At 43.4% G+C, this 20243-nt stretch carries 35 protein-coding genes; 1 reads left to right on the top strand and 34 read right to left on the bottom strand.

The window, feature by feature from the left end; all coding sequences use genetic code 11:
- Positions 1–8: 8 nt before the first annotated feature.
- From AXG56_RS08150 to AXG56_RS08285, 34 genes are all read right to left on the bottom strand, one after another.
- Positions 9–2507, bottom strand: a complete 2499-nt coding sequence (locus tag AXG56_RS08150; RefSeq protein WP_062513935.1) for a hypothetical protein — start codon at positions 2505–2507, stop codon at positions 9–11.
- Between the two features lie 235 nt (positions 2508–2742).
- Entirely contained in the window at positions 2743–3135 is a 393-nt protein-coding gene (locus AXG56_RS08155) for a hypothetical protein (protein ID WP_062513937.1), read from the bottom strand.
- Between the two features lie 17 nt (positions 3136–3152).
- Positions 3153–3728, bottom strand: coding sequence for a major tail protein (locus tag AXG56_RS08160; protein WP_062513939.1), 576 nt, complete (start codon positions 3726–3728; stop codon positions 3153–3155).
- Position 3729: 1 nt separating this feature from the next.
- Positions 3730–4059: a hypothetical protein gene (locus tag AXG56_RS08165; protein WP_062513941.1), complete on the bottom strand. Its 330-nt coding sequence runs from the start codon at positions 4057–4059 to the stop codon at positions 3730–3732.
- Positions 4056–4403, bottom strand: a complete 348-nt coding sequence (locus tag AXG56_RS08170; RefSeq protein WP_235601476.1) for an HK97 gp10 family phage protein — start codon at positions 4401–4403, stop codon at positions 4056–4058. Before AXG56_RS08170 ends, AXG56_RS08165 begins: the two co-directional genes overlap by 4 nt.
- Positions 4403–4699, bottom strand: a complete 297-nt coding sequence (locus AXG56_RS08175; RefSeq protein ID WP_062513945.1) for a phage head closure protein — start codon at positions 4697–4699, stop codon at positions 4403–4405. Before AXG56_RS08175 ends, AXG56_RS08170 begins: the two co-directional genes overlap by 1 nt.
- Positions 4689–4985 (bottom strand): hypothetical protein, encoded by a 297-nt coding sequence (locus tag AXG56_RS08180; protein ID WP_062513947.1) that lies wholly within the window; start codon positions 4983–4985, stop codon positions 4689–4691. The genes AXG56_RS08175 and AXG56_RS08180 overlap by 11 nt, the downstream gene beginning before the upstream one ends.
- Positions 4982–5260, bottom strand: coding sequence for a hypothetical protein (locus AXG56_RS08185; RefSeq protein ID WP_062513950.1), 279 nt, complete (start codon positions 5258–5260; stop codon positions 4982–4984). Before AXG56_RS08185 ends, AXG56_RS08180 begins: the two co-directional genes overlap by 4 nt.
- A 12-nt stretch (positions 5261–5272) precedes the next feature.
- The gene (locus AXG56_RS08190; protein WP_062513951.1) at positions 5273–6457 is read right to left on the bottom strand and encodes a phage major capsid protein; all 1185 of its coding nucleotides are present in this window, start codon (positions 6455–6457) and stop codon (positions 5273–5275) included.
- A gap of 13 nt (positions 6458–6470) precedes the next feature.
- Positions 6471–7061, bottom strand: coding sequence for an HK97 family phage prohead protease (locus AXG56_RS08195; protein WP_062513954.1), 591 nt, complete (start codon positions 7059–7061; stop codon positions 6471–6473).
- Positions 7018–8229 carry a phage portal protein gene (locus tag AXG56_RS08200; protein ID WP_062513956.1) on the bottom strand — a complete coding sequence of 404 codons (1212 nt, stop codon included), beginning with the start codon at positions 8227–8229 and terminating at the stop codon, positions 7018–7020. The genes AXG56_RS08195 and AXG56_RS08200 overlap by 44 nt, the downstream gene beginning before the upstream one ends.
- Before the next feature lie 14 nt (positions 8230–8243).
- Positions 8244–9926 (bottom strand): terminase large subunit, encoded by a 1683-nt coding sequence (locus tag AXG56_RS08205; RefSeq protein ID WP_062513958.1) that lies wholly within the window; start codon positions 9924–9926, stop codon positions 8244–8246.
- Positions 9923–10282 (bottom strand): hypothetical protein, encoded by a 360-nt coding sequence (locus AXG56_RS08210; protein WP_062513960.1) that lies wholly within the window; start codon positions 10280–10282, stop codon positions 9923–9925. Before AXG56_RS08210 ends, AXG56_RS08205 begins: the two co-directional genes overlap by 4 nt.
- A 100-nt stretch (positions 10283–10382) precedes the next feature.
- Positions 10383–10529, bottom strand: coding sequence for a hypothetical protein (locus tag AXG56_RS19415; protein WP_161484902.1), 147 nt, complete (start codon positions 10527–10529; stop codon positions 10383–10385).
- Positions 10529–10828 (bottom strand): HNH endonuclease, encoded by a 300-nt coding sequence (locus AXG56_RS19135; RefSeq protein WP_082794450.1) that lies wholly within the window; start codon positions 10826–10828, stop codon positions 10529–10531. The genes AXG56_RS19415 and AXG56_RS19135 overlap by 1 nt, the downstream gene beginning before the upstream one ends.
- 121 nt (positions 10829–10949) lie before the next feature.
- A complete protein-coding gene (locus tag AXG56_RS08215) occupies positions 10950–11429 on the bottom strand; it encodes a hypothetical protein (protein ID WP_062513962.1) in 480 nt (159 codons plus the stop codon).
- Positions 11398–11994: a DUF3990 domain-containing protein gene (locus AXG56_RS08220; protein ID WP_062513964.1), complete on the bottom strand. Its 597-nt coding sequence runs from the start codon at positions 11992–11994 to the stop codon at positions 11398–11400. Before AXG56_RS08220 ends, AXG56_RS08215 begins: the two co-directional genes overlap by 32 nt.
- 230 nt (positions 11995–12224) lie before the next feature.
- Positions 12225–12767, bottom strand: a complete 543-nt coding sequence (locus AXG56_RS08225; protein ID WP_062513966.1) for a tyrosine-type recombinase/integrase — start codon at positions 12765–12767, stop codon at positions 12225–12227.
- Complete coding sequence (locus AXG56_RS08230) at positions 12764–13213, bottom strand: ArpU family phage packaging/lysis transcriptional regulator (RefSeq protein ID WP_062513969.1); 450 nt, start codon at positions 13211–13213, stop codon at positions 12764–12766. The genes AXG56_RS08225 and AXG56_RS08230 overlap by 4 nt, the downstream gene beginning before the upstream one ends.
- A 13-nt stretch (positions 13214–13226) precedes the next feature.
- The gene (locus tag AXG56_RS08235; protein ID WP_062513971.1) at positions 13227–13412 is read right to left on the bottom strand and encodes a hypothetical protein; all 186 of its coding nucleotides are present in this window, start codon (positions 13410–13412) and stop codon (positions 13227–13229) included.
- A gap of 238 nt (positions 13413–13650) precedes the next feature.
- Positions 13651–13827, bottom strand: coding sequence for a DUF3954 domain-containing protein (locus AXG56_RS08240; RefSeq protein WP_082794457.1), 177 nt, complete (start codon positions 13825–13827; stop codon positions 13651–13653).
- A gap of 426 nt (positions 13828–14253) precedes the next feature.
- Positions 14254–14439 carry a hypothetical protein gene (locus tag AXG56_RS08245; protein WP_062513975.1) on the bottom strand — a complete coding sequence of 62 codons (186 nt, stop codon included), beginning with the start codon at positions 14437–14439 and terminating at the stop codon, positions 14254–14256.
- An 11-nt stretch (positions 14440–14450) separates the two neighbouring features.
- On the bottom strand, positions 14451–14618 hold the full coding sequence (locus AXG56_RS19420) for a hypothetical protein (protein ID WP_161484903.1): 168 nt from the start codon (positions 14616–14618) through the stop codon (positions 14451–14453).
- On the bottom strand, positions 14618–14860 hold the full coding sequence (locus AXG56_RS08250; RefSeq protein ID WP_062513977.1) for a hypothetical protein: 243 nt from the start codon (positions 14858–14860) through the stop codon (positions 14618–14620). The genes AXG56_RS19420 and AXG56_RS08250 overlap by 1 nt, the downstream gene beginning before the upstream one ends.
- Positions 14857–15027 (bottom strand): hypothetical protein, encoded by a 171-nt coding sequence (locus AXG56_RS19425; protein WP_161484904.1) that lies wholly within the window; start codon positions 15025–15027, stop codon positions 14857–14859. Before AXG56_RS19425 ends, AXG56_RS08250 begins: the two co-directional genes overlap by 4 nt.
- A gap of 11 nt (positions 15028–15038) precedes the next feature.
- Positions 15039–15863, bottom strand: a complete 825-nt coding sequence (locus AXG56_RS08255; RefSeq protein ID WP_062513979.1) for an ATP-binding protein — start codon at positions 15861–15863, stop codon at positions 15039–15041.
- A 15-nt stretch (positions 15864–15878) separates the two neighbouring features.
- Positions 15879–16574, bottom strand: coding sequence for a DnaD domain protein (locus AXG56_RS19140; protein WP_082794451.1), 696 nt, complete (start codon positions 16572–16574; stop codon positions 15879–15881).
- A 227-nt stretch (positions 16575–16801) separates the two neighbouring features.
- Entirely contained in the window at positions 16802–16975 is a 174-nt protein-coding gene (locus AXG56_RS19430) for a hypothetical protein (RefSeq protein WP_161484905.1), read from the bottom strand.
- Positions 16965–17144, bottom strand: a complete 180-nt coding sequence (locus AXG56_RS08265) for a hypothetical protein (protein WP_062513981.1) — start codon at positions 17142–17144, stop codon at positions 16965–16967. The genes AXG56_RS19430 and AXG56_RS08265 overlap by 11 nt, the downstream gene beginning before the upstream one ends.
- A 331-nt stretch (positions 17145–17475) precedes the next feature.
- Positions 17476–17763 (bottom strand): hypothetical protein, encoded by a 288-nt coding sequence (locus tag AXG56_RS08270; RefSeq protein ID WP_062513983.1) that lies wholly within the window; start codon positions 17761–17763, stop codon positions 17476–17478.
- Between the two features lie 11 nt (positions 17764–17774).
- Positions 17775–18287 (bottom strand): helix-turn-helix transcriptional regulator, encoded by a 513-nt coding sequence (locus AXG56_RS08275; RefSeq protein ID WP_062513985.1) that lies wholly within the window; start codon positions 18285–18287, stop codon positions 17775–17777.
- 77 nt (positions 18288–18364) lie between these two features.
- Positions 18365–18511 (bottom strand): hypothetical protein, encoded by a 147-nt coding sequence (locus tag AXG56_RS19650; RefSeq protein WP_201029304.1) that lies wholly within the window; start codon positions 18509–18511, stop codon positions 18365–18367.
- A 273-nt stretch (positions 18512–18784) separates the two neighbouring features.
- Complete coding sequence (locus AXG56_RS08280; protein ID WP_062513987.1) at positions 18785–19375, bottom strand: hypothetical protein; 591 nt, start codon at positions 19373–19375, stop codon at positions 18785–18787.
- Positions 19376–19609 carry a helix-turn-helix transcriptional regulator gene (locus AXG56_RS08285; RefSeq protein ID WP_062513989.1) on the bottom strand — a complete coding sequence of 78 codons (234 nt, stop codon included), beginning with the start codon at positions 19607–19609 and terminating at the stop codon, positions 19376–19378.
- Between the two features lie 162 nt (positions 19610–19771).
- Here AXG56_RS08285 and AXG56_RS08290 point away from each other — a divergent pair, with 162 nt between their 5' ends.
- Positions 19772–20197 (top strand): helix-turn-helix domain-containing protein, encoded by a 426-nt coding sequence (locus tag AXG56_RS08290; RefSeq protein WP_062513991.1) that lies wholly within the window; start codon positions 19772–19774, stop codon positions 20195–20197.
- Positions 20198–20243: the final 46 nt, after the last annotated feature.

The following is a 20243-nucleotide window of genomic DNA, read 5'->3' on the forward strand; positions in this document are numbered from 1 at the left end:
CCCCCTCTTTAAAAGTATTTCCCTAGATCATTGATGGCGTTTTGACCATTGACGGCAGCTGTTACTTTTTCCGAGCCAATATATACGTCTGTATCCTTCCTCAATAGTTGCATGAGTAGTTGATTCTGTTCTTGCATTATCGCTACTAAATCGCTGTTACCTCCAGATTGATTACCACTACTCCCTGTCACCGGATTTGCCGGACTGGAAGACTTGTTCTTTTTCTTTGGAATAGTCGCTTCGACCATCTTATTGGATGCCCGATTGACGCGGTCCTTCATCGAGTCGATCCCGAGCGCCAACCCTTCACCCGTATATTCCCCGAATCGACGGAAAACCCTTGATGGTGACTTGATGCCAAGCAGGTTCTTCGCCCCTTGGATGGCGTCACCAACGACTCCTTTAACGGAATCCACCAAGTCGTCAGCCATACTCGATACTCCACCAGTAATTCCTTTTATAATGTTACTTCCTATGTCTGCCCACTCGACGTCGCCGAATGCATCAAAAATGGCTGCTACAATCTCAGGTATAGCAGCTACTAAATCAGGGATAGTCTTGATTAATCCTTCAATCAAGGAAAGCAGGATTTCTACACCAGCTGCAATGATCTCCGGCAATTGAGCCAGCAACGCGCCGGCCAGCTCTATAATGAGCGTAATTGCCGTTTGCAATAGACTCGGTAAAACATCGAGAATCCCCTGTATCAGTGCTTGCAAAAGCTGGACACCTGACTGCACAATCATAGGTAAATTGGAAACGATTGTATTAAGAACTTGAACTACCAAGTTAAGCGCAGTAGATGCTAGGGTTGGAAGCAAACTCATAATTCCCTGGACCAAAGATTGGAGCAATTGCATCCCTGCTTGAATTATCGATGGTAAATTAGAGACAATCGCTTGTACCAAGGTGTTGATAAGAGTAAGTACCATCTCTGCTATTTGAGGTAAAGCCTGGATAACCCCATTGATGACCGCTTGCAAAATCTGAATTCCCGCCTGAATAATCATTGGGAGATTTTCAAGGATAATCGTTACAATGTTTGTAATCTGCAAGAGTATTGCCTCTAGTAGCGCGGGTCCGTGCTGTAGAATTCCATTGATCAATGCAGTAAGCAACTGGACTCCAAGTTGTAATATGGTAGGCAAAAATTCCATTGTCATCGCTGATTGTTGCTGCAGGAGTTGGATCCATGTCTCAAATAACAAAGGAGCGTTTTCAATGAGCGCTGTCGCCAAGGTCTGTAGAATATTAAATGCAGATTGTGCTATCAACGGTAAATTCGTGATGATTCCATTTACAATGGTGGTCAATATTCCGCCAGCATCTTGGGCTATCTTTTCAATTAGTGCTCCTAACCCTTGGCCGAGGGTATCAAAGCTTTTCACCAGTTCAAAGTTCCCGTTTATCCATTCGATGACGGAAGTAAGGAAGTTTTTTACCATTGTCACCAGCGGAGTAAGATAGATGGCGAATTCGGCAAGTGCTGCTGTTAAGTTCTGCTGCGCCTCTTGTTGCGCAACTAGCTCTGGATTTAGCTTTTGGTAGTCAGCATAAACACTACTTAGCCCGAGCGCTGATAGCTCCTGCAAGGCATAGTTTGCTGCATTCCCTTTCGCTTGCGCATCCGCCAATCCAGCATTGAATGTATCAAGATTGACCCCACTCCGCTCAAGTAATTCCGCAAACGGGCCAATAGCTTGTCCGGTTGCAAGCGTCTCCTGCAACCCGTCTGCAATCCCCTCTGTTTTCAGAGTGTCGGAAAAGCGAATGGCGGCCCCGTTAATTTCGTCCAATGCCTGTGCCATCTGCGCCTCTGTCAGATCGGTGGCCATTAAGTTGGAGACCGTTTCAACCGCGCTGTCCATTTCTCCGGAAACTCCGGCAACCTTCTGAGCATATTCTTCCATAACAGCAGGGTCGAATCCTAAGTTTGTAGCGTTGGTGTTAAGACGGGCAACGATTCTATTGTAGTCTTCCATATTCCCTACAAGTCCTGCGATAGCTGCTCCACCTAAGGCGCCGGCTGCTGTGGCCGCAGCTCCTAGAGACTTACCAAGCCCTTTTACCGAAGATGACGCCTTCTTCGCATCACGATCAATGTCCTTAATGTCGCCACTTACTTTTGAAAGATTTCCGCCCTTACCAGCAGCTTTTAAACGCTTCTGGAATTTGCCTACTTCTGCCTCTGCAAATTGGACCTCTCTTTTAAAAGCCCTGTATTCTTCTTCCCCAATCTTCCCGGATTTAAATTGTGCCTCTACCTGCTTTTGAGCGGTCTTTAATTGATCCAGCTTCTTTGTGCTGTTCTGCACTTGCTTCGCTAACAGTTTCTGCTTTTGAGCGACAGCCTCCGTATTCCCCGGGTCAAATTTTAAAAGCCTTTCCACGTCTTTAAGTTCTTTGTTCAGCTTCGCACTTTGACTGTTTACACCCTTCAGTGCTTTATCTAATCCGGTCGTTTCCCCGTTTAGCTCAATCGTAATTCCTTTTATGCGCTTTGCCATTTCATCACCCGACTTTCAAGCGCAAAATAAAAAGCCACGGACAAGCGACTTGATCAGAATGCATCAAAGTCTGCTTGCGTGGCTTTTCGTGTTTTATGCTTCTTATCTTTCTTCTTGGAATCGTTCTGCTCGATATACTCCTCAATGAAGTCCAGACACGATCCAAACGTCATATCGTCCATTTCCTGTTTTGTCAGACCTGCTGACTTACAGATGTATAAAAAGGATTCAGTGGTTAACGGCTCGTCAGTCCCGCTGCCAGAGCCATCTGTGACTTTTTTGCCGGGGCAGACGTCTGGAAGCTCTTGATCAGCATATCCTGAACTTGCGGGAAAATTTCACCTAATGGGAACACCTCGAAACCATCCAGCCAGTCGATTTGATCAGGAATCGAACGGTCAGCAGTTTTGGCCATTGACCATAAAATGTTGTAAAAGAGATCAAAGTCAATCAGGTGCATGTCCTCAATTCCGAATTTACCTTTATTCTTAAACTTTTCCTGCAACGGGGCCAAATTAGCGATGTCGTGAAAAAAGTCCCTTCCAATCTGGTTTTTATAAATTAATGGTGTCGCTGCCGTGGATCGGAACTTCACTTGTTGCCCATCAATTTCAATTGTTTTCTCCATACTCCATCATCCTCCTTTTATGCTGCTGGGGCTGGTTCATAAACATTCGTGTACCAATCATTGTAAACAGCTTCCGGTGTGCCGGCGGTCGTAGAAACCTTGACGTAGGAATCACTCGTCCTTGGTTTAGCTAAAAACGTAAATTCAGTCGTCGCCGGTTCCACGGAGTCCGTCTTGGTAGATGACCCCATATTGGGTCGAGTAACACTGCAATAGTAAAGAAGATGTCTCGTTCCCTTTTGATCTCCATCAAACTCAAACATCAGGGCGATATGTTTAGGCTTGGCATCCTGCTTTTCGATAAGGACGGAATCGCTCTCATCCAATGTTTCATCCAATACTTCTTGTCGAAACTTATCCGTTAGACGGGCAATTGTAAGAGTACCGTTATATCCTTGGTTGTTTGCCTCGGAATAAAAAAGCTTATTATCCGCAAAAAATTCACCCATATCTCCACGAGCTTCCAAAGAAAGCTCTACACTACCAGGTAATTTAGAAGGCGTTCCATAAGTTACATCTCCAGTTTCATCGTCGACACTTACCACTGCATAGTGGGCATTTTTCAATCCAAACGTGACTTTGTTTTCAGCCATCCTATATCACTCCAATTTCATATGTTTTCTGGAACAGTTGCTCGCTGTCTATATAAACTTGATAAGCATCATATGGTATATCATTGTCATCAAAAAGACCCTCCAGCACTTCTTCTGCTTGAGGGTCTTTATTGCTTGTGTACAGCTCTACGTTTACGTTTTGCACCTTCGTATAAACTCGATTGTCCGCAATAAAATTGTCAGTTTCCGGCGTTATATACACGATAAACGGAGGTGCAAGCGCCGGAGAATCTTTCGTGTTCTTAAAATGGGAGTGAGCAACAGGATATCCTGTCTCTTTCAATAGAGCGACCAGCTCATAGATCGTCATCCCCGAATCACCTTCTCAGTTCTTTGCGTAAAGGCGTCGATCGCTTCTTCTTCCGCCGGCCTAATATGCGGAATTCCGCCTACCCGACCACCGTTCACTTTTGCATGTCCTTTTTCCAACAGGTGCGTCAGTTGGTAGTCCGTTCTGTTATGGACGACATAGCCATCCTTCGTTTTCTTGGCGGCCCACCCTTTCGCATAATCTCCTGTAGCTCCGACGGGACTCGTTTTTCTCAATCTTTGAGCCGTTTCACCTGCTGTTTTCTTCTGCGCTTCCTGCAGTCCCTCTTTCACTTCATCCGTATATTCAGATAAAGCTTGAGCGATTTCTTTACCAATGTCCATCATCCCACATCCTTCTCGCAAGTGAGACGGACTTTATCTCCCTTTTGCTGTGTCCTTGTCACTTGATAAATGACTCCCTCAAACTTTATGCGATCTTCTTCGTCATATTCAAAGCTATAAACTTCAAACTGCTTGGAGGGTTTAAGGCCCTGCGCTAAAGCGTTATAAAATTCTTCTTGCCCCACACCCAGTTGATTGGCATAAACCTTCCGCTCGATCGACGTCTCGACAGGATTGCCAAGCTCATCATATTCCACGGTGGATCCGATCAAATAAATAACTTCATTATGCCTCACCAGTGCTCACCTCTTTGTAATCCCCATACAAACACAAATGCTGTTTGAGCATCACGTAAGAATCGTGGAATCGCACGGCCTCCGGATTGTCATATCCAAAGTTAGCCTTACAGTAGGTAACAATCGCGCGCTCAATTAATGCATCGCCATCATCCTCCGCTTTTGCTGGAGAAACACCCGCCTGAATCAAATCCAGACGGGCAGCTGCAATCAGTCCTTCTATTTCTGACAAGATGCCAGGATCATCCGTGCTCACCCGGAGCGCGGGTTTAACTTTATCAATCATTCATCTTCACCAGCGTCCAGTTTAGCCTGGGTGATTTCTGCTTCTTCTTTGCCCCGTACCTTATCCCCGTTGGAGAGCTCGAAGTACCCGCCGCCCGCGTGCTTAGGAAACTCCTTTTCACCCTCCGGAGGCTGCTTGCTCTTTTCCTCCAAGAAGCCTTTCTCCATCAAAAAAGCGACACGTTCCTCGTTTTCGCTCGAGTACGTCTCGCCTTTGCTATATGGTTTCAAACCGTCTTCTTTGTCACGGAAAGCATGCTTCACATAATAGTTCATTTAATTTCCCCCTTATGCTGCTGGAGCTTTCTTAAGGACAACTAACGAGTTCTTATCCACCACTTTACCGTCGACAACCATGATCGCTTTTGTAACCATGTCATCCGTCTCGTGATCTTCGTATTTCTTGACGCCCATTTGGTAGTTGGTATTCAGGATATAATCCTGGAAATTGAACAAGAAAGCAAAGGGATCTCCATCTGTGACGCTCTCAAAGCTTCCAAGGTAATTGCAAAGAATGACCGGACGCCCAAGTAGGATGCGCTCTGGACGTCCATTGATGCCATAATTCGTCCGCCCGATTGGCTGACCAGCATCATCCGTCATAGCAGCAAATGTCATGAATGTCTTTTTCGTCATGACCCATACAGCGCTTGATTCATATTCCAACGGAAGGGCGCCTTCTGCATCCGTCAATGTTTTATACTCCACTTTCGACACATCCAGGGATTGGTCCGTTACTGGTGTCTCTTCTAAAATACCTTTCGGTTTGCCAAGCCCGTCTCCGGAGATGATTGCTTGCTCAATAGCTTTCGTCATCGCCTCTACGACGTTATTAATAAGTTGCGATTCAAAGACCGGCAAGGCCATCGTATCAACTTCAAGCGAAACAGCAACTGCGCAACGTAGCTTGTGGTAAGCAAATGTGATTTTCCCTGTAGGTTTCTTCTGTTTATCACTGCCCGAACCTTCAGCGACCCAAGAAGCGACCGGCTTGACAGACGAAGTTGGTACAGTAACGCCGCCCTTGATGGACGTCCGAGTTACCAAAGGCAAAATCATGCCTGTTGCTTCCAACTTCTCCACGATACGGTTCAAAACTGTTTCAGGAATGACGGAGCCGACATCTGTAGTCTTGCTTACTGCATCCGCTCGTAATTCTGTCGGAATGTCTTCACCGCGAAGCACATAGTTCATGAAAGCGTTACGGTACTCTTCCGAATTCGTTCCTTGTTCTCCACGTTGCTCCTGTCCAGCATTAAACGTCTCAATGCTGCGCGTTTGGGTCTTACCCTGCTCGATCTCACCCGTCTCATTCATCAGACGTTCACGGGTCTGGAGATCTTCCAATTCTTGATTCAGTTCCCGGACTTCTTTTTCCAGTTCCTTCAAATCCAAATCTTTGCTTCGCTTTTCATCTTTCAATAGTTCGTTGATTTCTGCTTTCCGTTTCAAAATTTCTTTAATTCTCTCCATCTAAAAATCCCCCTTATAAGTTGTTTAATAAATAGACTCTTGCTCGATCCTGCTCATAACTTTCTCGCAACTCTTCTGCGTGCTGCCTCACGGGATCAAACCCTCTAGCACTCACTTCCGAATCCGGATAAGCAGGAAACGCCACTGCGCTGACTTCGAGCAACTTGGCTTTCGTCACTGTTCGTAGCATCAAATCATCGTCCGGTTCCTCAACGTCGTCTGCTTCCGATCTAAACCCGAAGCTAACCCCGTCCACATCCCCACGCTTAATCGACTTGTACGTATCATCGCCCAGGGTAGTGTCCGGCAAATCAAGCTCAAACCGCAACCCGATTGAGTCTTCCTGCAGGCGCAGCGTATTATTCTTCGTTCGCCCTAACACTTTCGATGTGTCATGAGACCATAAAAAACGCTGATCGTCTTTTTGCAACGAATCAGCGAAAGCTCCTTGTTTAAATTGTTCTCTGAACTTCCGATAGTACCCGAGCACATGAGATTTCTTTTCCCACTTAACCGCGTACCCGGTCAACGTCTTCGAGCCATCTTCATTCTCCCGGATTTCAATCTTCTGAGTCGTCAGCTCCCTCAGTTCCGTCTTGTCCATCCTTCTCACCCCCTTTAACTTCTGCCGTGTCGAGCCTGCGAATCGGTTTGTCTCCACCTTCGACTGGCGCAAGATTCATGATTTTCCGCCATTCATTCGGAGTTAATGCTCCACGATCAACCATCTTCTCTAGTCCTAACTTTGTTGCCATCGAAGCATACTGGAGACTGATCGACTCAAACACGATACTGTTCCCATGACCTCTTTCGGTCCTACTGAATATTTTTCTTGTAAATTCATTCGCCAATTGCATGGCGACCGGTTCAATGACGGATTCATAGTAGGCGTTCCACTCGTCTTCACTGTACTTACTTTGTACAATTTGATGATTCGTGTTAAAAAAGTCGTAAAAACGTTCGGTCGTATTCTTCATCTGTTCTTCGTTCGGTACATACGTTTTAGGATCCACTTGTTTGGCATCCGCCTTGGCATCTACCGCGGCCGCTCCGACCGTCTTGCTATCACTGGAAAGAAAGTCATTTACAAATCGCTCAGTTTCTTTGGTTATATCCTCCGGTCGGAGTGTCTGATTGAATTTCAGCAACCACCGGATCACGTTCGAGTTTTTGATTGCTTTTATAATCCCCTGATCGATCGTTGTAACAATATCCATCAGATCAATAAGTGCTTCTTGCGGATTGTCCCCGAACAGATTGTGTTTGTTAAAATCTTGTCTCAAGTGAATGATATCTACATAAGGAGCAAGCATTTTCGTTCCATCTTCAAAATAAAAACGCAGATACATGTCCCCCAATGGACCTTCTAACATCTCCACTTCCAAAGCTGGGACCGGGTAAATCTCCTTCGGTGCAAATGTCTCTTCATCCCGCTTTATTAATGCGAATGCGTTATTATTCAGCTCCAGTTGGATGGCTAACTTCTCCTGCAGCATTTGTCCACTCATCAAAGGGTTGGGATCTTTCAGCAGCATCTTAATATTCGGATCCGGACTATTAACAAAACCATTCTTATTATCCCGAATGTGTTTCCCCATCAACTTTCCGATCGCCCTTGCCTTCGGTCGAATGCAGGCTCTAACGATATCGCTTTTAAATATCGTCCCGTTCCAGGAGTAAAATCCTTCCCCGATATCATTGATCATTTTGTATTTGTAAACCTCTTGAGGCTTGCCTGCCTTTTTACCGAACATAAAATCAAAGATTCCTATTTCCTACACCCCCTTTAAATCATCGCTAAATACTCTTCCAAATGCCGTTCGTACACAACATAGGCATCCAGCAAACTAGCCATACCGTCAATCCGACGCTTACTGTTGTTGCCCTTAATTGGCTGAATGTTTCCGTTCTTGTCTTCCTCGTAAGACACATTAGACAGACACCATTTAAGGATAGGATTATTGTTATAGACGATTCTCTTATTTTCCAAGTCAGCCCCCAGCGATTTCATTGGTGCCGATAACGTCTTTTTACCTTGGATGACAGCCTCGGCGCTATCCTTCCCAAAATGATTCTGCAGTTCTTCCACCAGATAGGTGGCGCTCCAAGCATCGTAACCGATCCATGGGATGTATAGGTCCTTTTCCTGCTGCATCTCAACAAACCACTTAGTAACATCACGGTAATGTACCTTATTTCCTTCACTCAGACGCATATACCCCTGCTCCACCCATTTGTCATAAGGGATCCGGTCTTCCTCCGTCCTTTTTTCAATTAAGTCAGCTGGAAGCCAGTACATCTGCTCGACATAAATGCTTTCATCATTTGGAACCATAAAAATAACCGTGGCACATGTTAAATCGGTGGTGGAAGCTAAGTCCACTCCGCCGATTCCATACCGCGGTTTGAGTTCTTCAATATTAAACTTGTCCATATTGTTAAGCTGGTCGAACGTCAACCATGCTTCGCCATTTGTCTCCCTGATGTTGAAGTCTTTACACACCAAGTTTTTAACAAGCATTGAATTCGCTTTTGCCTTGTTGACTTTCTGTTTAAGTGATTCTACTTTTTTAATGGTTCCGAGCCCTGGGTTTGCCTTCTTCCAGGTCTTCTCATCGGTCCATTCTTTTCGGGCATCCAGCTCATAAATGATAGGCAGCAGCCGTTCATTTTTATAACCTTCTGGATCATCATAACCGTTAATTACCATTTCACATTCATCATATAGCCGATCAAAAACCGACTCTCGAACGGTTCCCGCTGTCGATGTAATAAAGATTAATGGATTATCCCTACTGGAGGTACCATCTACAACTACATCGTACATGTTCATATCTTTCCAAGCGTGTACTTCATCAAATGTAGCACCATGAACGTTCAACCCATCAATTGTTTCAGAATCGCGCCCCAATGGTTTAAATGTTCCGTCGTTGAATTCAGAAACCATCTCCGAAACTAATGGTTTGATTCGCTTTCTAAGGACCGGCGACTTCTTGACCATGCGCTTGGCTTCCAACCAGATGATTTTCGCCTGGTCCTTTTTTGTGGCCACCGCATAGATTTCAGGACCTAACTCCCCGTCAGCAATCTGCAAATACAAAGCAACGGCTGCAGCTATCGTCGATTTCCCATTTTTCCGGGCGACAATCAGAACGGACTCCTGATATTTCCTTGTACCATCCAACTTATGAACAATGCCGAACATCGCTGCTATTAAAGCAAGTTGCCATAATTCAAGGATAAACGGCTTTCCGCCCATCTTACCTTTTGAATGCTTGCAAAAACGCTCAATAAATTCGATTGCGTGACCGGCTTTCTCTGGATCATACTCCCATTCGCAATCTTCTTTTTCGATAATGTCTTCTACCAGGTGCTTATATACTTTTATGACTTTTTTCGAAGCTACTTCTTCTCCCGACTGTAACTTTTCATGGTATTCAATGATTGGATTGTTTTTTAAATAGGTCATCGACGTTCCATGAATTCATCGAATCCATCATCTTTTACTTGAGCTTCTTCTTTCGGGAGAATGTTAAACAGCTTTTCGACAGCTGATGTATAGCGATTGATCATTGTATTGTAAGATCGCTGAGCAGGATTCTCTACATACATACTCTGGGATCCTTGCGTGAATTTATAAGTCGGACCTTTCCGTTGAATATCATCTTCCAGTATTTCAAGCGTAATCGTCATAAAAGCGACTCGCTCAATCAATCTCTCCGCAACTTTCTTCTTCTCTTCCGAAATATCCTTAAATAATTCAAGGAGCTTTTTCTTTTCTTCGTCTATCTTCTTGATCTGGGTCTTCTGCGCCGGCTTTGCCATTTTGCGGAACCCCCCCTTACGTAGAATGACCTGTGCGTTAAAGTTTTGTCCCCCTCTCGGTGCCCCATATGGGTCCCTCGAAGAATTAATAGGGGGGAGTCTAGTGCTGTTGTTTCTGCAACTTCATGCAGAAGATATAGAATTTGCCGAGCGCAGTTTCCAGTTCCTCCTCATCTTCTCTTTCATAGGCATCAATGATGTCATCTAAAATGTTTTTCATCTTTACAAACAAATCAATACCTTCCATCATGATCTACTCCTTATTAAGTTACCGTCTTCATCGAACATGACATCACCTCTTGTCACCTCATGCTGCTGATGGTGCTCACGGTTGTGACAGTCTTGGCAAAGCAGCTCCAGGTTGTCATGATTAAGCGTCACGTTTGGATCATTGATGTTCGCCGGTGTTATGTACACAATATGGTGTACGATCCTTCCCGGTGCTGGACACCGCTCACATAACCCGTGCTGGGATAAGTAGTAAGATCGTCTACACTTGCGCCACGCTTTAGATTGATAAAACCATTTGGCATAAGCTTTAGACATATATAACACCTCAAAAAAAGACACCTAAGTTTAGGTGTCTTAAAAGTTCTATATATATAATCATAACTGATTTAAAAGGACATTAACTGACCAAAACCTGTCAATAATCTGCCATTCTTTTTTATTTCTTCTTGGTAAATCGGGGTTCCCCTCTTTTCAACCTATTCAAGCTTGTTGCGGGTCTACTTCCAAAACCTCTGTTTTGCGTATGGCGTGTTTTTTTTGGTCTATTTCTTATATTATTTCTTCCATTTTCAATTACTACTGAAGGAATATACGATTGGCTTGTATGCTTATTCACGTCTTGAAGAACTTTATATGGTATTATCTGATTTCCACCATATCCTTTTTTGACAAATTCAACACCATCATCTTCATCAAATGATCTTATATGACGAAGCCATACTTTTACGTCCTCTTTCTTTAGACTGTGGTTGTAAATTCTGTCTGCAAGTTGTTTTGGAGGAACATCTTCTTCCATTGCATCTATGATTTGCATATATTTAAAGAGTACCTCTTCAGCTTCTTTGCTTGAAAAGTAATCCTTAAGCGAATCTAAAATATCCTGTTTATAATAGCTCAGCGTCTTGGATTCCCTCATATAACCACCCCCCTTTATTAGTGCAAGTATACGTCCCTTCAACTGTTAAAAAATCCTTGGCTATATCTTCTTTACAAAAAACTAGTTGATCGTCAAAATCTTGGATGCACTTTCCATCGTTACCTCTAATCAATTTCTCATATAACCAATCTATGCTTTTTTCTTCTCTTCTACATTCTGAAATAACTCCCTCTATTCGATTATCGGCTAGTGGACCAAAAACAATCTCTTTGAGATCACGTTTTCTTTTCACTCTATACTCATGTATTAATTGAGCCCAATCAAATGACACCCCTAAGAAGACATCATTATTTAGCCTTTCAATTTCTAACCTTTTACATTTAAATTGGATGACACATGGGTTAGAGTAATGATTAATATCTAGCTTAGAGTTACGAATAGCAAACTTTTTCGCTTGTTTTAAAGAAGAAGTTGTATAGAAAGCCGGACCAAAATCCTTCTCATCTAACCAAAAATTCTTATTGATAAATCCAGTTTTTGTCTTCATTTTTTTTAGAGCCTCAGAATTAGTTCCGTGATATAAAACATCAGGCATACAAATCATATTTTAATCATCCTCCATAGAAAAAACTTATAAATAATAAATTTGGATTATTATAACTATATCTTTATTCTATAAAGCACAATAAAGTCCTTCTTTACTGATACATAACACATAGAGTGTTGCACTCGCCTATTCGCCATAAGCCCCGGTATATAAGCCCGCAGGGCTGTTCTTTAAACGAGTGCACGCAACACCTATTTATGTTGTAGTAATAGCAAAAAATAAAAAAGTTAAATCCTGTATTTGTCCATGGCCTTGTCCAGCGCATCCTGATTGATGCCGATATAGCGTAAGGTGATGTGCTGATCGCTGTGGTTAAATATCTCCTGCAGCATGGCTATGTTCTTCGTCTGCTTATAAAAGTGGTAGCCGAACGTCTTCCTCAATGTGTGTGTGCCTATCTCCTTCAAATTCACTCTCTCTGCAGCTTCTCGTAGAATGCGGTAGGCAGTCGATCGGTCTATAGCTTTATTCTCTCCCTGCCGACTCTTTATGACAAATTCCCCATCTTCTAACTTCTTCGCATAAGGAATAATTTCCTTTTTTATATAGCCAGGTATTTTAATTCGCTTGGCCTTGGTCGTCTTGGTCTCTTTGATTTGTATATGAGACTTGAGCAAATCTTCTTTCTTTAGCTTCAGAATATCGGATATACGGAGACCGGTGCTTATCCCTAGAAGAAACATGATGTAGTCCCGTTCTCGCTTCCCTTTCAAGTATTCCTTCATCTTCTCGACCTTTACGATGTCCCTTATCGGCTGTACGTAATTCATGCTGTCACCTCCTCTTTGTAGACTTCAATACGTAGGATGAACGCCAGCTTATAAAAGGCCCTGGACTTGACCCGGTAGTAATGTCTTTCACTGAATCCCAGCTCGTTATAAGCGATATAGTCGAGCATGTCTTCTTCCTCCATATAGCGTTTAACAATGACGGAGCGCTCTTTATGAGCCAATCGGTTTACGGCACGCCTTATCTTCTCCACGTACCTTCTTCTTTCCTCGTCTTTATCAATCCGATCAATAGCTGTGCTTTCTGTTGATGAGTGAAATTGATTGTTGTTGGAGGGCGGAGTGATTTTGAAGGATGAAGTGATATTTGGTGCAATCTCGGCCGGGTCCATCAGCAGGTAGATATGATATTTCTCCAGTGCAGCTTCAACGTTTTTCCTCGTTTTCTCTCGATCGATTTCTGGTAAGTTAAAATTCAATTGCCCCATGTGACCACTCCTTTTATTTTTGTTTGATAGCTCCACCGCGTCCACGTTGGTATGTAGGACGGTGCATCCCCATAAGGTCTTCTAAATCTTGCTGACTGAATTGTTCTGCAGGTCTCTCCTTCTTGCTCTTAGGATGCGGCGTATTCATACCATTCTTCTTTTTATATGCTTTAAGTTGATTGCGAAACTGCTGACTCATCCAACCACCCTCTCCAAATAAAAAGAGCACCAATTACAGCTGCATCGCTTGCAACTCGTAATCAGTGCTCTCGGTTTTTCCGATAAGCTTATTCAGTTCTTTCTAGATTTATTTTCCGATATTGAAGAACAGAGACAGAAACCCTTTCATCGGGATCCATATAACGTACCAGGTGATGAGTAATGAGCTCTGGATCAACTTCAAGGAACTATTTAATGCAGCCATTGATATCTCCTCCTTAGAATTTGAAGGTTTCTTCCACCTTCCCGTGACAGGGCTTGCCTCCCTGCCAGTTGATCGTCAAAGCTCCATATCCTTTTACAGGAGCTGGGGCTTCGACCATCAAACCATCTTTTACTACGTACACACCATTTTTCATCAAATCTATTTCTGCAATCATGTCTTGATTCTTCATATCTGCCAATGTATAAGCCCCCTTGAAATATGCTATAATGAGATTGTCAGATTTCATCGTAGCCGGGGCTTATGCTCTGGTTTTTTTATATTTTCTTAACCTTCCAACCAAGCTTTTGGAACTCTTGAATTTGTTTAGGACTCATTGGCTGATAAACATAAACATCATGGCCATCTTCGACTTTAAAAAGGTATTACCATTTTTCTTTCTGCACTTTTCATTTCCCCTCAGCCCATTTTAAAACTATCCATCCAAGTACAAAGAAAACAACCTGTGATCAGATCCATCACGTTTCCCCCTCTTCCTCCGGTGTAATAACTCCCTGTCCCGAACACTTATTACAGACTTCCTTTGTTAGAGCCTTTTTCTTGCCTGTCCCATTACATAAATCACATATAAGGAGATGCTTGGGTAAAATCAATGAATTCATTTCAGTTCCCTCGCCTTCCTACACTCCATATTAATGTTGATCTGCTCCAGCTCTGTAAGAGTCATTTCTTGTGTTCGCTTACCGACACGATCTTCCGTATATCCCATTATCCAAAGTTTGTGAATGAGCTGCCTTCTTCTTTCTTCCACACCTGCACTCAGCCGGGTAGGATGTAGATTCATAGATATACCTCCTAGAACCATTTATTTTGATCGCTGGTGACATCGACTTCCAACGCCCGTGCCATCGCTAGCTTCCTCACCAGCTCGCCATAAGACAAATCTTCCGTATCTTCAAATCCAAGCTCATTCAACTGCTCAATGACATGCTGCGTTTTAAAATCCAATTCACTCGCCTTCATCAAATTCTCCTTCCGAAAGGCCTTTTGATCTTTCCGAGTCGTGCAAGGTGGAACAAAGCTAAAAAGATTTCGTCTGCAGGTCGCTGTTGTTTAAATTTGATCTGTTCGATGTCAATGCCAGCTTCCCAGTCCTCCCTGATCTCTTCAAGCTGCCCCTTAGGGAAACCGAATTCGAGATTATCCAAGATGATTACATTCTCGCCTGTTTTCGGGAGGAAGGTGTCTTTCCTCAATGTCTTCACGCGCTTTCCTCCTTCAATCGTGCTAGTTCTGCTTTAATTCTTTGAATCTCCTTTTTAGATCGTTCTTGTGCAGCTAACCGGCAAGGTTCATTCGGGCAAGGAATCACGTATGTAATGGAGTTCTCATAGTTGTAATATTTCCCGCGCCCACGGCATGTTTCACACATTGGCTTCCCTCCTAAAATTCTTGTATTCTCCTGTCGCGGCCTTCCACTTTAATAGATTTAGCACCAGACATCATTCGAGATATAATACGACCACCTTGGATAGCACCATATTTTCGCTCCATTTCCTCAGAACCATAGTTTGTCGTGAAGATGGTCGGCTTGTCCTCCCGGAGCTCAACCACTTTGAGTATTTGTTCCGAAGCCCATGTCTCATGATCATCTTTGCGATTGTGGTATTCTGCTCCTATCTCGTCGAAAACCAGCAAGTCCAGTTTTTCAATCATCGAAAAGATGGTAATTTCATCAATGCCTTTATTGTCCTGGTAGGTGCTCTTAATTAGTCTCAATAGATCATCACTGGAGATAAACATAGTGGCATATCCGTTTCTTCTGAGTGCTGCACCTGTAGCATAAGCCAGATGGCTTTTACCTAGTCCCATCGACCCCTTAAGAATTAATGAATGGTGTTCTGTTTTACCAAAGTCACGGATATATTCAGCGACCGCCATGCGCATATTCCTTTCGGTCTCCGTTTCCGCCTTGTATTCCGATACAGTCTTACCTCGGATTTTACTAGGTACTCTCTCATATCTAGTTGAGAATCCCGCGACTTTTCTTGTTTCAAGGTCCTCGATTTTGGGCAACGACTTCCGGATCTCGTTCGTTTGGCAATTCAGACAATCCGATACCTCATGTACTTCGCCATCGGCATCAATCCGTTGCATAATTGGTATTTGTTTTTCACAAGTTTCACAAGTGCGTGTACCAATCTGCTTAATGCCTTTCAAGTTCAGTCTTGTCATGTTATTCCTCATTGCCTCTGCTGCACTATTCATGAAGATAACTCCTTTCTAGAAGACTCCTCCGTAACGACTTTGTGAAGGCGCCTTAGGAGTGCCATATTTCTTCTTTCGCTTTTCAAATTCGTCATCATCCTTTGAAACTTCTTCAAGCGTTGCAAGCCCTTTTCTGTACCAGTCTTTCAAAATGCCAATCGCAAAGCTGAAATTCTTGCTTTCGTTCTGCGCTCTGCGCATTGCCTCGATCACCAGGTCATCTCCAAGGTCATCCGTGTAGCTCGCCAGCATATGCTGATCACGTCCACTCGGTACTCCCCATATTTCCTGATATGTGGTGTAAGAGCTGGCTTTGTTTCGTTTCTGTTTCGTTTCGTTTAGTTTAATTAATGCGGAACGACCTCCGGCACTATCTCCGGAACGACCCTCGGCACGAACTGCGGCACGAACTGCGGAATTTTTTTCCGTAGCTTCAAATGGAACGATGTTATAGATAGGTGCTCGTCCACCTTTCCGGGAAATAAAATCAACACGGCCTTTCTGTTTTAACTCATTCCTGACTTTCCGTAAGGTGCGATCAGTCAACCCTGTCTTCACTTGCAGCACCGATTCAGCTACCGTAAATGTTTCTGCCCATCCAGCTTTATTATTTATGTGCATCAGTGCGTACCATAAGTTAATCGCTGATGGAGACAGTTCATTTATTTCGAGCCAATCATAAAATGCATTCATCTCTTTGATGTAGTTCACTATTCGCCCCTCCTTTCGATTATCGCGTGCATACGTTCAATCCTTACAAGCTCCCACCCTGGATGCGTATTCCGGATATAACCGCCTACATATCGCTTCAACAGCCTTCTTGGTTCTTTATTAGCTCGGGACATCCACAAGTAATGGTGTGGGATGGAGACCCTTCTTTTCCTGACTTCCAGCGCGATCCTCCCCAATCATCTTCCAATGTGATAAAATGAAGAAAATCAATCGAAAAAGTCACCGATAAATATTCGGATGTCTTTTTCTCTCATGGACCCGGCGATTTCGTTCGCGATCTCCTTGCAGCTGTTTACTCCCTTGGACAGGATCAGCTCGCGGTGGATCGTCTCGAAGTCGCCTTTTCCTTTTGGTGTGCAAAACTCAACCTCAAACACCATGTTTCAGCGCCTCGCTTTCTTTCCTTACGACTACAGCAACCTCAAAATCAAAATCTGCTGCACCTCCACAGTGCGGACACATGGAAGGGTCTTCATCGACTCGGACGAAAAACGTCCGTTCGCACAGCTCACTTATACAGGTGTACTGATCCATTGCTTTTTCCTTCACCTCTTTTACCTCCTAACTGATGCCAGCGCATCGTTGAGAACAGGAACGGCGGATAACGCGTTCTTCATTAGAATGGAGGAGGATTCCGTTCCTGTCCTCAACGACAGGCTGACCTGTCGCCTATGACCTTGCTTCAACTCAGGAAAGCATGGTATAGTGGGTTTACCAATAAATTTCACCTTTAGTCATCTGGACGGCCATCCAGGTGGCTTTTCTTTGTTTACAGACTATTTTTACTAAGTGGCCCTTCATTATCTTCCCTCCCTATCCACTTATCATGGAATGGCACATAAAGATGAGTGCACCTACAAAAAGAATCAAGTATGCAAAATCAAGAGCTTCTAATTGCCTCATTTTCATACCTCCTGACAACAGAGCATAAGACGCCTTCCCAATACAATTTCTTTGAGATAGCAAGTAGCTCTCCCTGCCGTTCTTTCTTCATTTTCATTTCTTCTAGTGCAGACACGCTGCGTTGGATATCCAAGCAAGTGTTCATTACGCCAGGCATGTCCATTTCCGCCGTTTGCATTCTCAATTGCTGGTGTAGATCCTTCAAGCAGTTCATCTCTCTTGCAACATGCCTTAGATCACTGATTAAAAACTGGTCAATATTCATTTCCATCCTCCTTATTCAATCCAACCTTTGGCGGTCCAAACCGGCTTTCTTTTCTTCACACGTTCCTTGATTGATATCTTGTACTGCCTGCCCAGGATCGCCTTCAAGTTACCCAGTGCCATCTCGGCATCCAATATTTCATCAATCGCTTCTGCGATACGCTCTTTTTCTTCTGCGGTCGTTTCATTCGGCGGTTTGATTAAGCTGACTTGGTTAAGTATGTCTACGACTTCCTGCACCTCCTGGATGGCGAACTCCTCTAGACTTAGTCGGTGCCATTCTAAAGACTTTCCGTTTAAGCGCTGCGCTGTATATCCTCCGGAGAATTCACTAATAATGCTCATCGCGTAAACCGGATCATCGTATGTTTGCAGCGACTCCTGCGCCACGTCTTCCTGGAACGTCCTCCGTCCCGATTCATAATGGGAAACAGATTGTTTGCTGATGTTCAAATCGTGGGCGACGGCAGCCTGTGTAAGTCCAAGTGATTCCCTCAATTCTTTTAATGCTTGTCCAGCATTCACGGGTGAAGCCCCCTTTGTTTTGTATTTTGCATCCGGTTCTTAAATACACGGCCACAAGATAAAGTTAAAATATGGAATCATTTCATCAGCTTTTCGATCGTGTTGTTGTGATCGAAATAAGGCGCCAGCGCTTTTTCAAAGGCTTCCTTCGCCGGGATCGTCCCGAACCGTTCATTGACGAGCACCAATGGAGACTTCTTTTTCGTCTGGCCTTTCTTAGCCATAGCATCACCTCACTTCATGTATATGGTGTCGAGCGCATGGGACAAACCATGAATTTTGCATACGTTCCTCTTCTTTATCTAGTAAACTGGTACTAGTAAAGGAGGTGTGCAAAATGTCTGGACAAAATTTCGAATTTGATTTTCATGACCAAATTTCTCGTAAGCTAGAAAGTGAGCGAGAAAATATAACGGATCTTGCCAAAGAAACTTTTCACAGCTTGAACGAAAATTCCGATTGGGCTGTAGAGGATTTCATAACTAAAGTTATAGAGATCAACTCTCGAATGACGGCTGACGTCCTTCAGCAATATCATCAAGAGCTCTTTCATGAGCTTCTAGAGATAGCCCGTAAGATTTGAACAAGAACCTTTCCCATCGCCGGAAGACATCTATATCTTCAGGTGGAGTCCTATCCGGTGGATAGATGGAATACCAAACGCTCTCTAACCTTGTTCTTTCTCTTTGTTCTCTAAGCAGCTTTTTATTTTTGTACAATTGATATGCTTCAGCATCTGTTGCAGCAGGTGCTGAAAGTATCTTTTGGAGCTTAGTAGAGTCCATTACGACAGATAGTTTCTTTCCAGCCTGAAGCGCTACTGCCTGGCTGATCGAGGTGTCGAGTAAATCAGCAATATGTCGTGGAGCCATATGCTTGATTTGTATCGGTTCTTTATCGCTGCGCTCTAACCTTTGGATTTGCTTGAAGATTTGACTGTAATCATCATTAGTCGCCTCCAATGCTTTAATGAGCGATAATTTTATTTCAGCCAAAGACTTACTGATCATGTCACGCATCTGCTTGATTTCATCTCGCTTCTTTTCAACATCTGTTGCAGCAGATACTGTATTCTTTTCTTTACTCAATCAGATCACCTCCTTCCTCAATTGTCGCTTTTCGCTACAATTAACTTCAAAAAAAAGCGACCATTCGAATGATAGGACGTTAGCTATGTTTTTCGCTACTTTGACACTGGGATTGCGCTTGCCATTTTCTATTTGAGTATAATAAGCCCTCTCAATACTGGCGCTCTGGGCAACCTGAAGCTGAGTAAGCTTCATGCTCTTCCTTTTGTTAATTAACCACACTCTTTGACTCATATTATCACCACCTTTGTAGCGTTTCGCGACTTCTTAATCTTATCATAATGTAGCATAACGCTACTGTCAATACATATTTGCGCTTTTTCGCTACATTTCTTTCAATGTATCTATTCGCTACATTATAATTAAAGATAATTAATTGTTTAGGATGTGCTTTCCATGATAGGGAAAAGAATAAAATACCTCCGCCAAACCCAAAAACTAACTCAATCAGAGATAGCTGAGAAGTTAAATATCACACGGGGTACTTATGCACATTATGAAGTAGACAAGCGTAGACCTGATTACGATACTCTTCAAAAAATTGCAGACTACTATAATGTTACTACCGATTATCTGTTAGGTCGGACCGATCAGCCAAACTTGGACAAGCCGACCGAGTACTCTTTCGACCCGCTTAAAGAGCTCAACAAGCTTTTCGAGAAGTATGATGTCCAGGATGCAGGGTTCTGGGATATAGAGAAGTGGAAAGAGATGGGGCCGGATGAGCTCCGCCGCATGGATGAATACTTCGAATTCTTATACAACAAGAGCAAAAATAAACAGCATAAAACTGATGATTACGAGGAAGCTGATGATATTTGAGTAATCACAAGAAAATAAACACGTCTGGGGACGTGTTTATTTTTAT

The organism is Halobacillus sp. KGW1, assembly GCF_001592845.1.
GTDB lineage: Bacteria > Bacillota > Bacilli > Bacillales > Halobacillaceae > Halobacillus.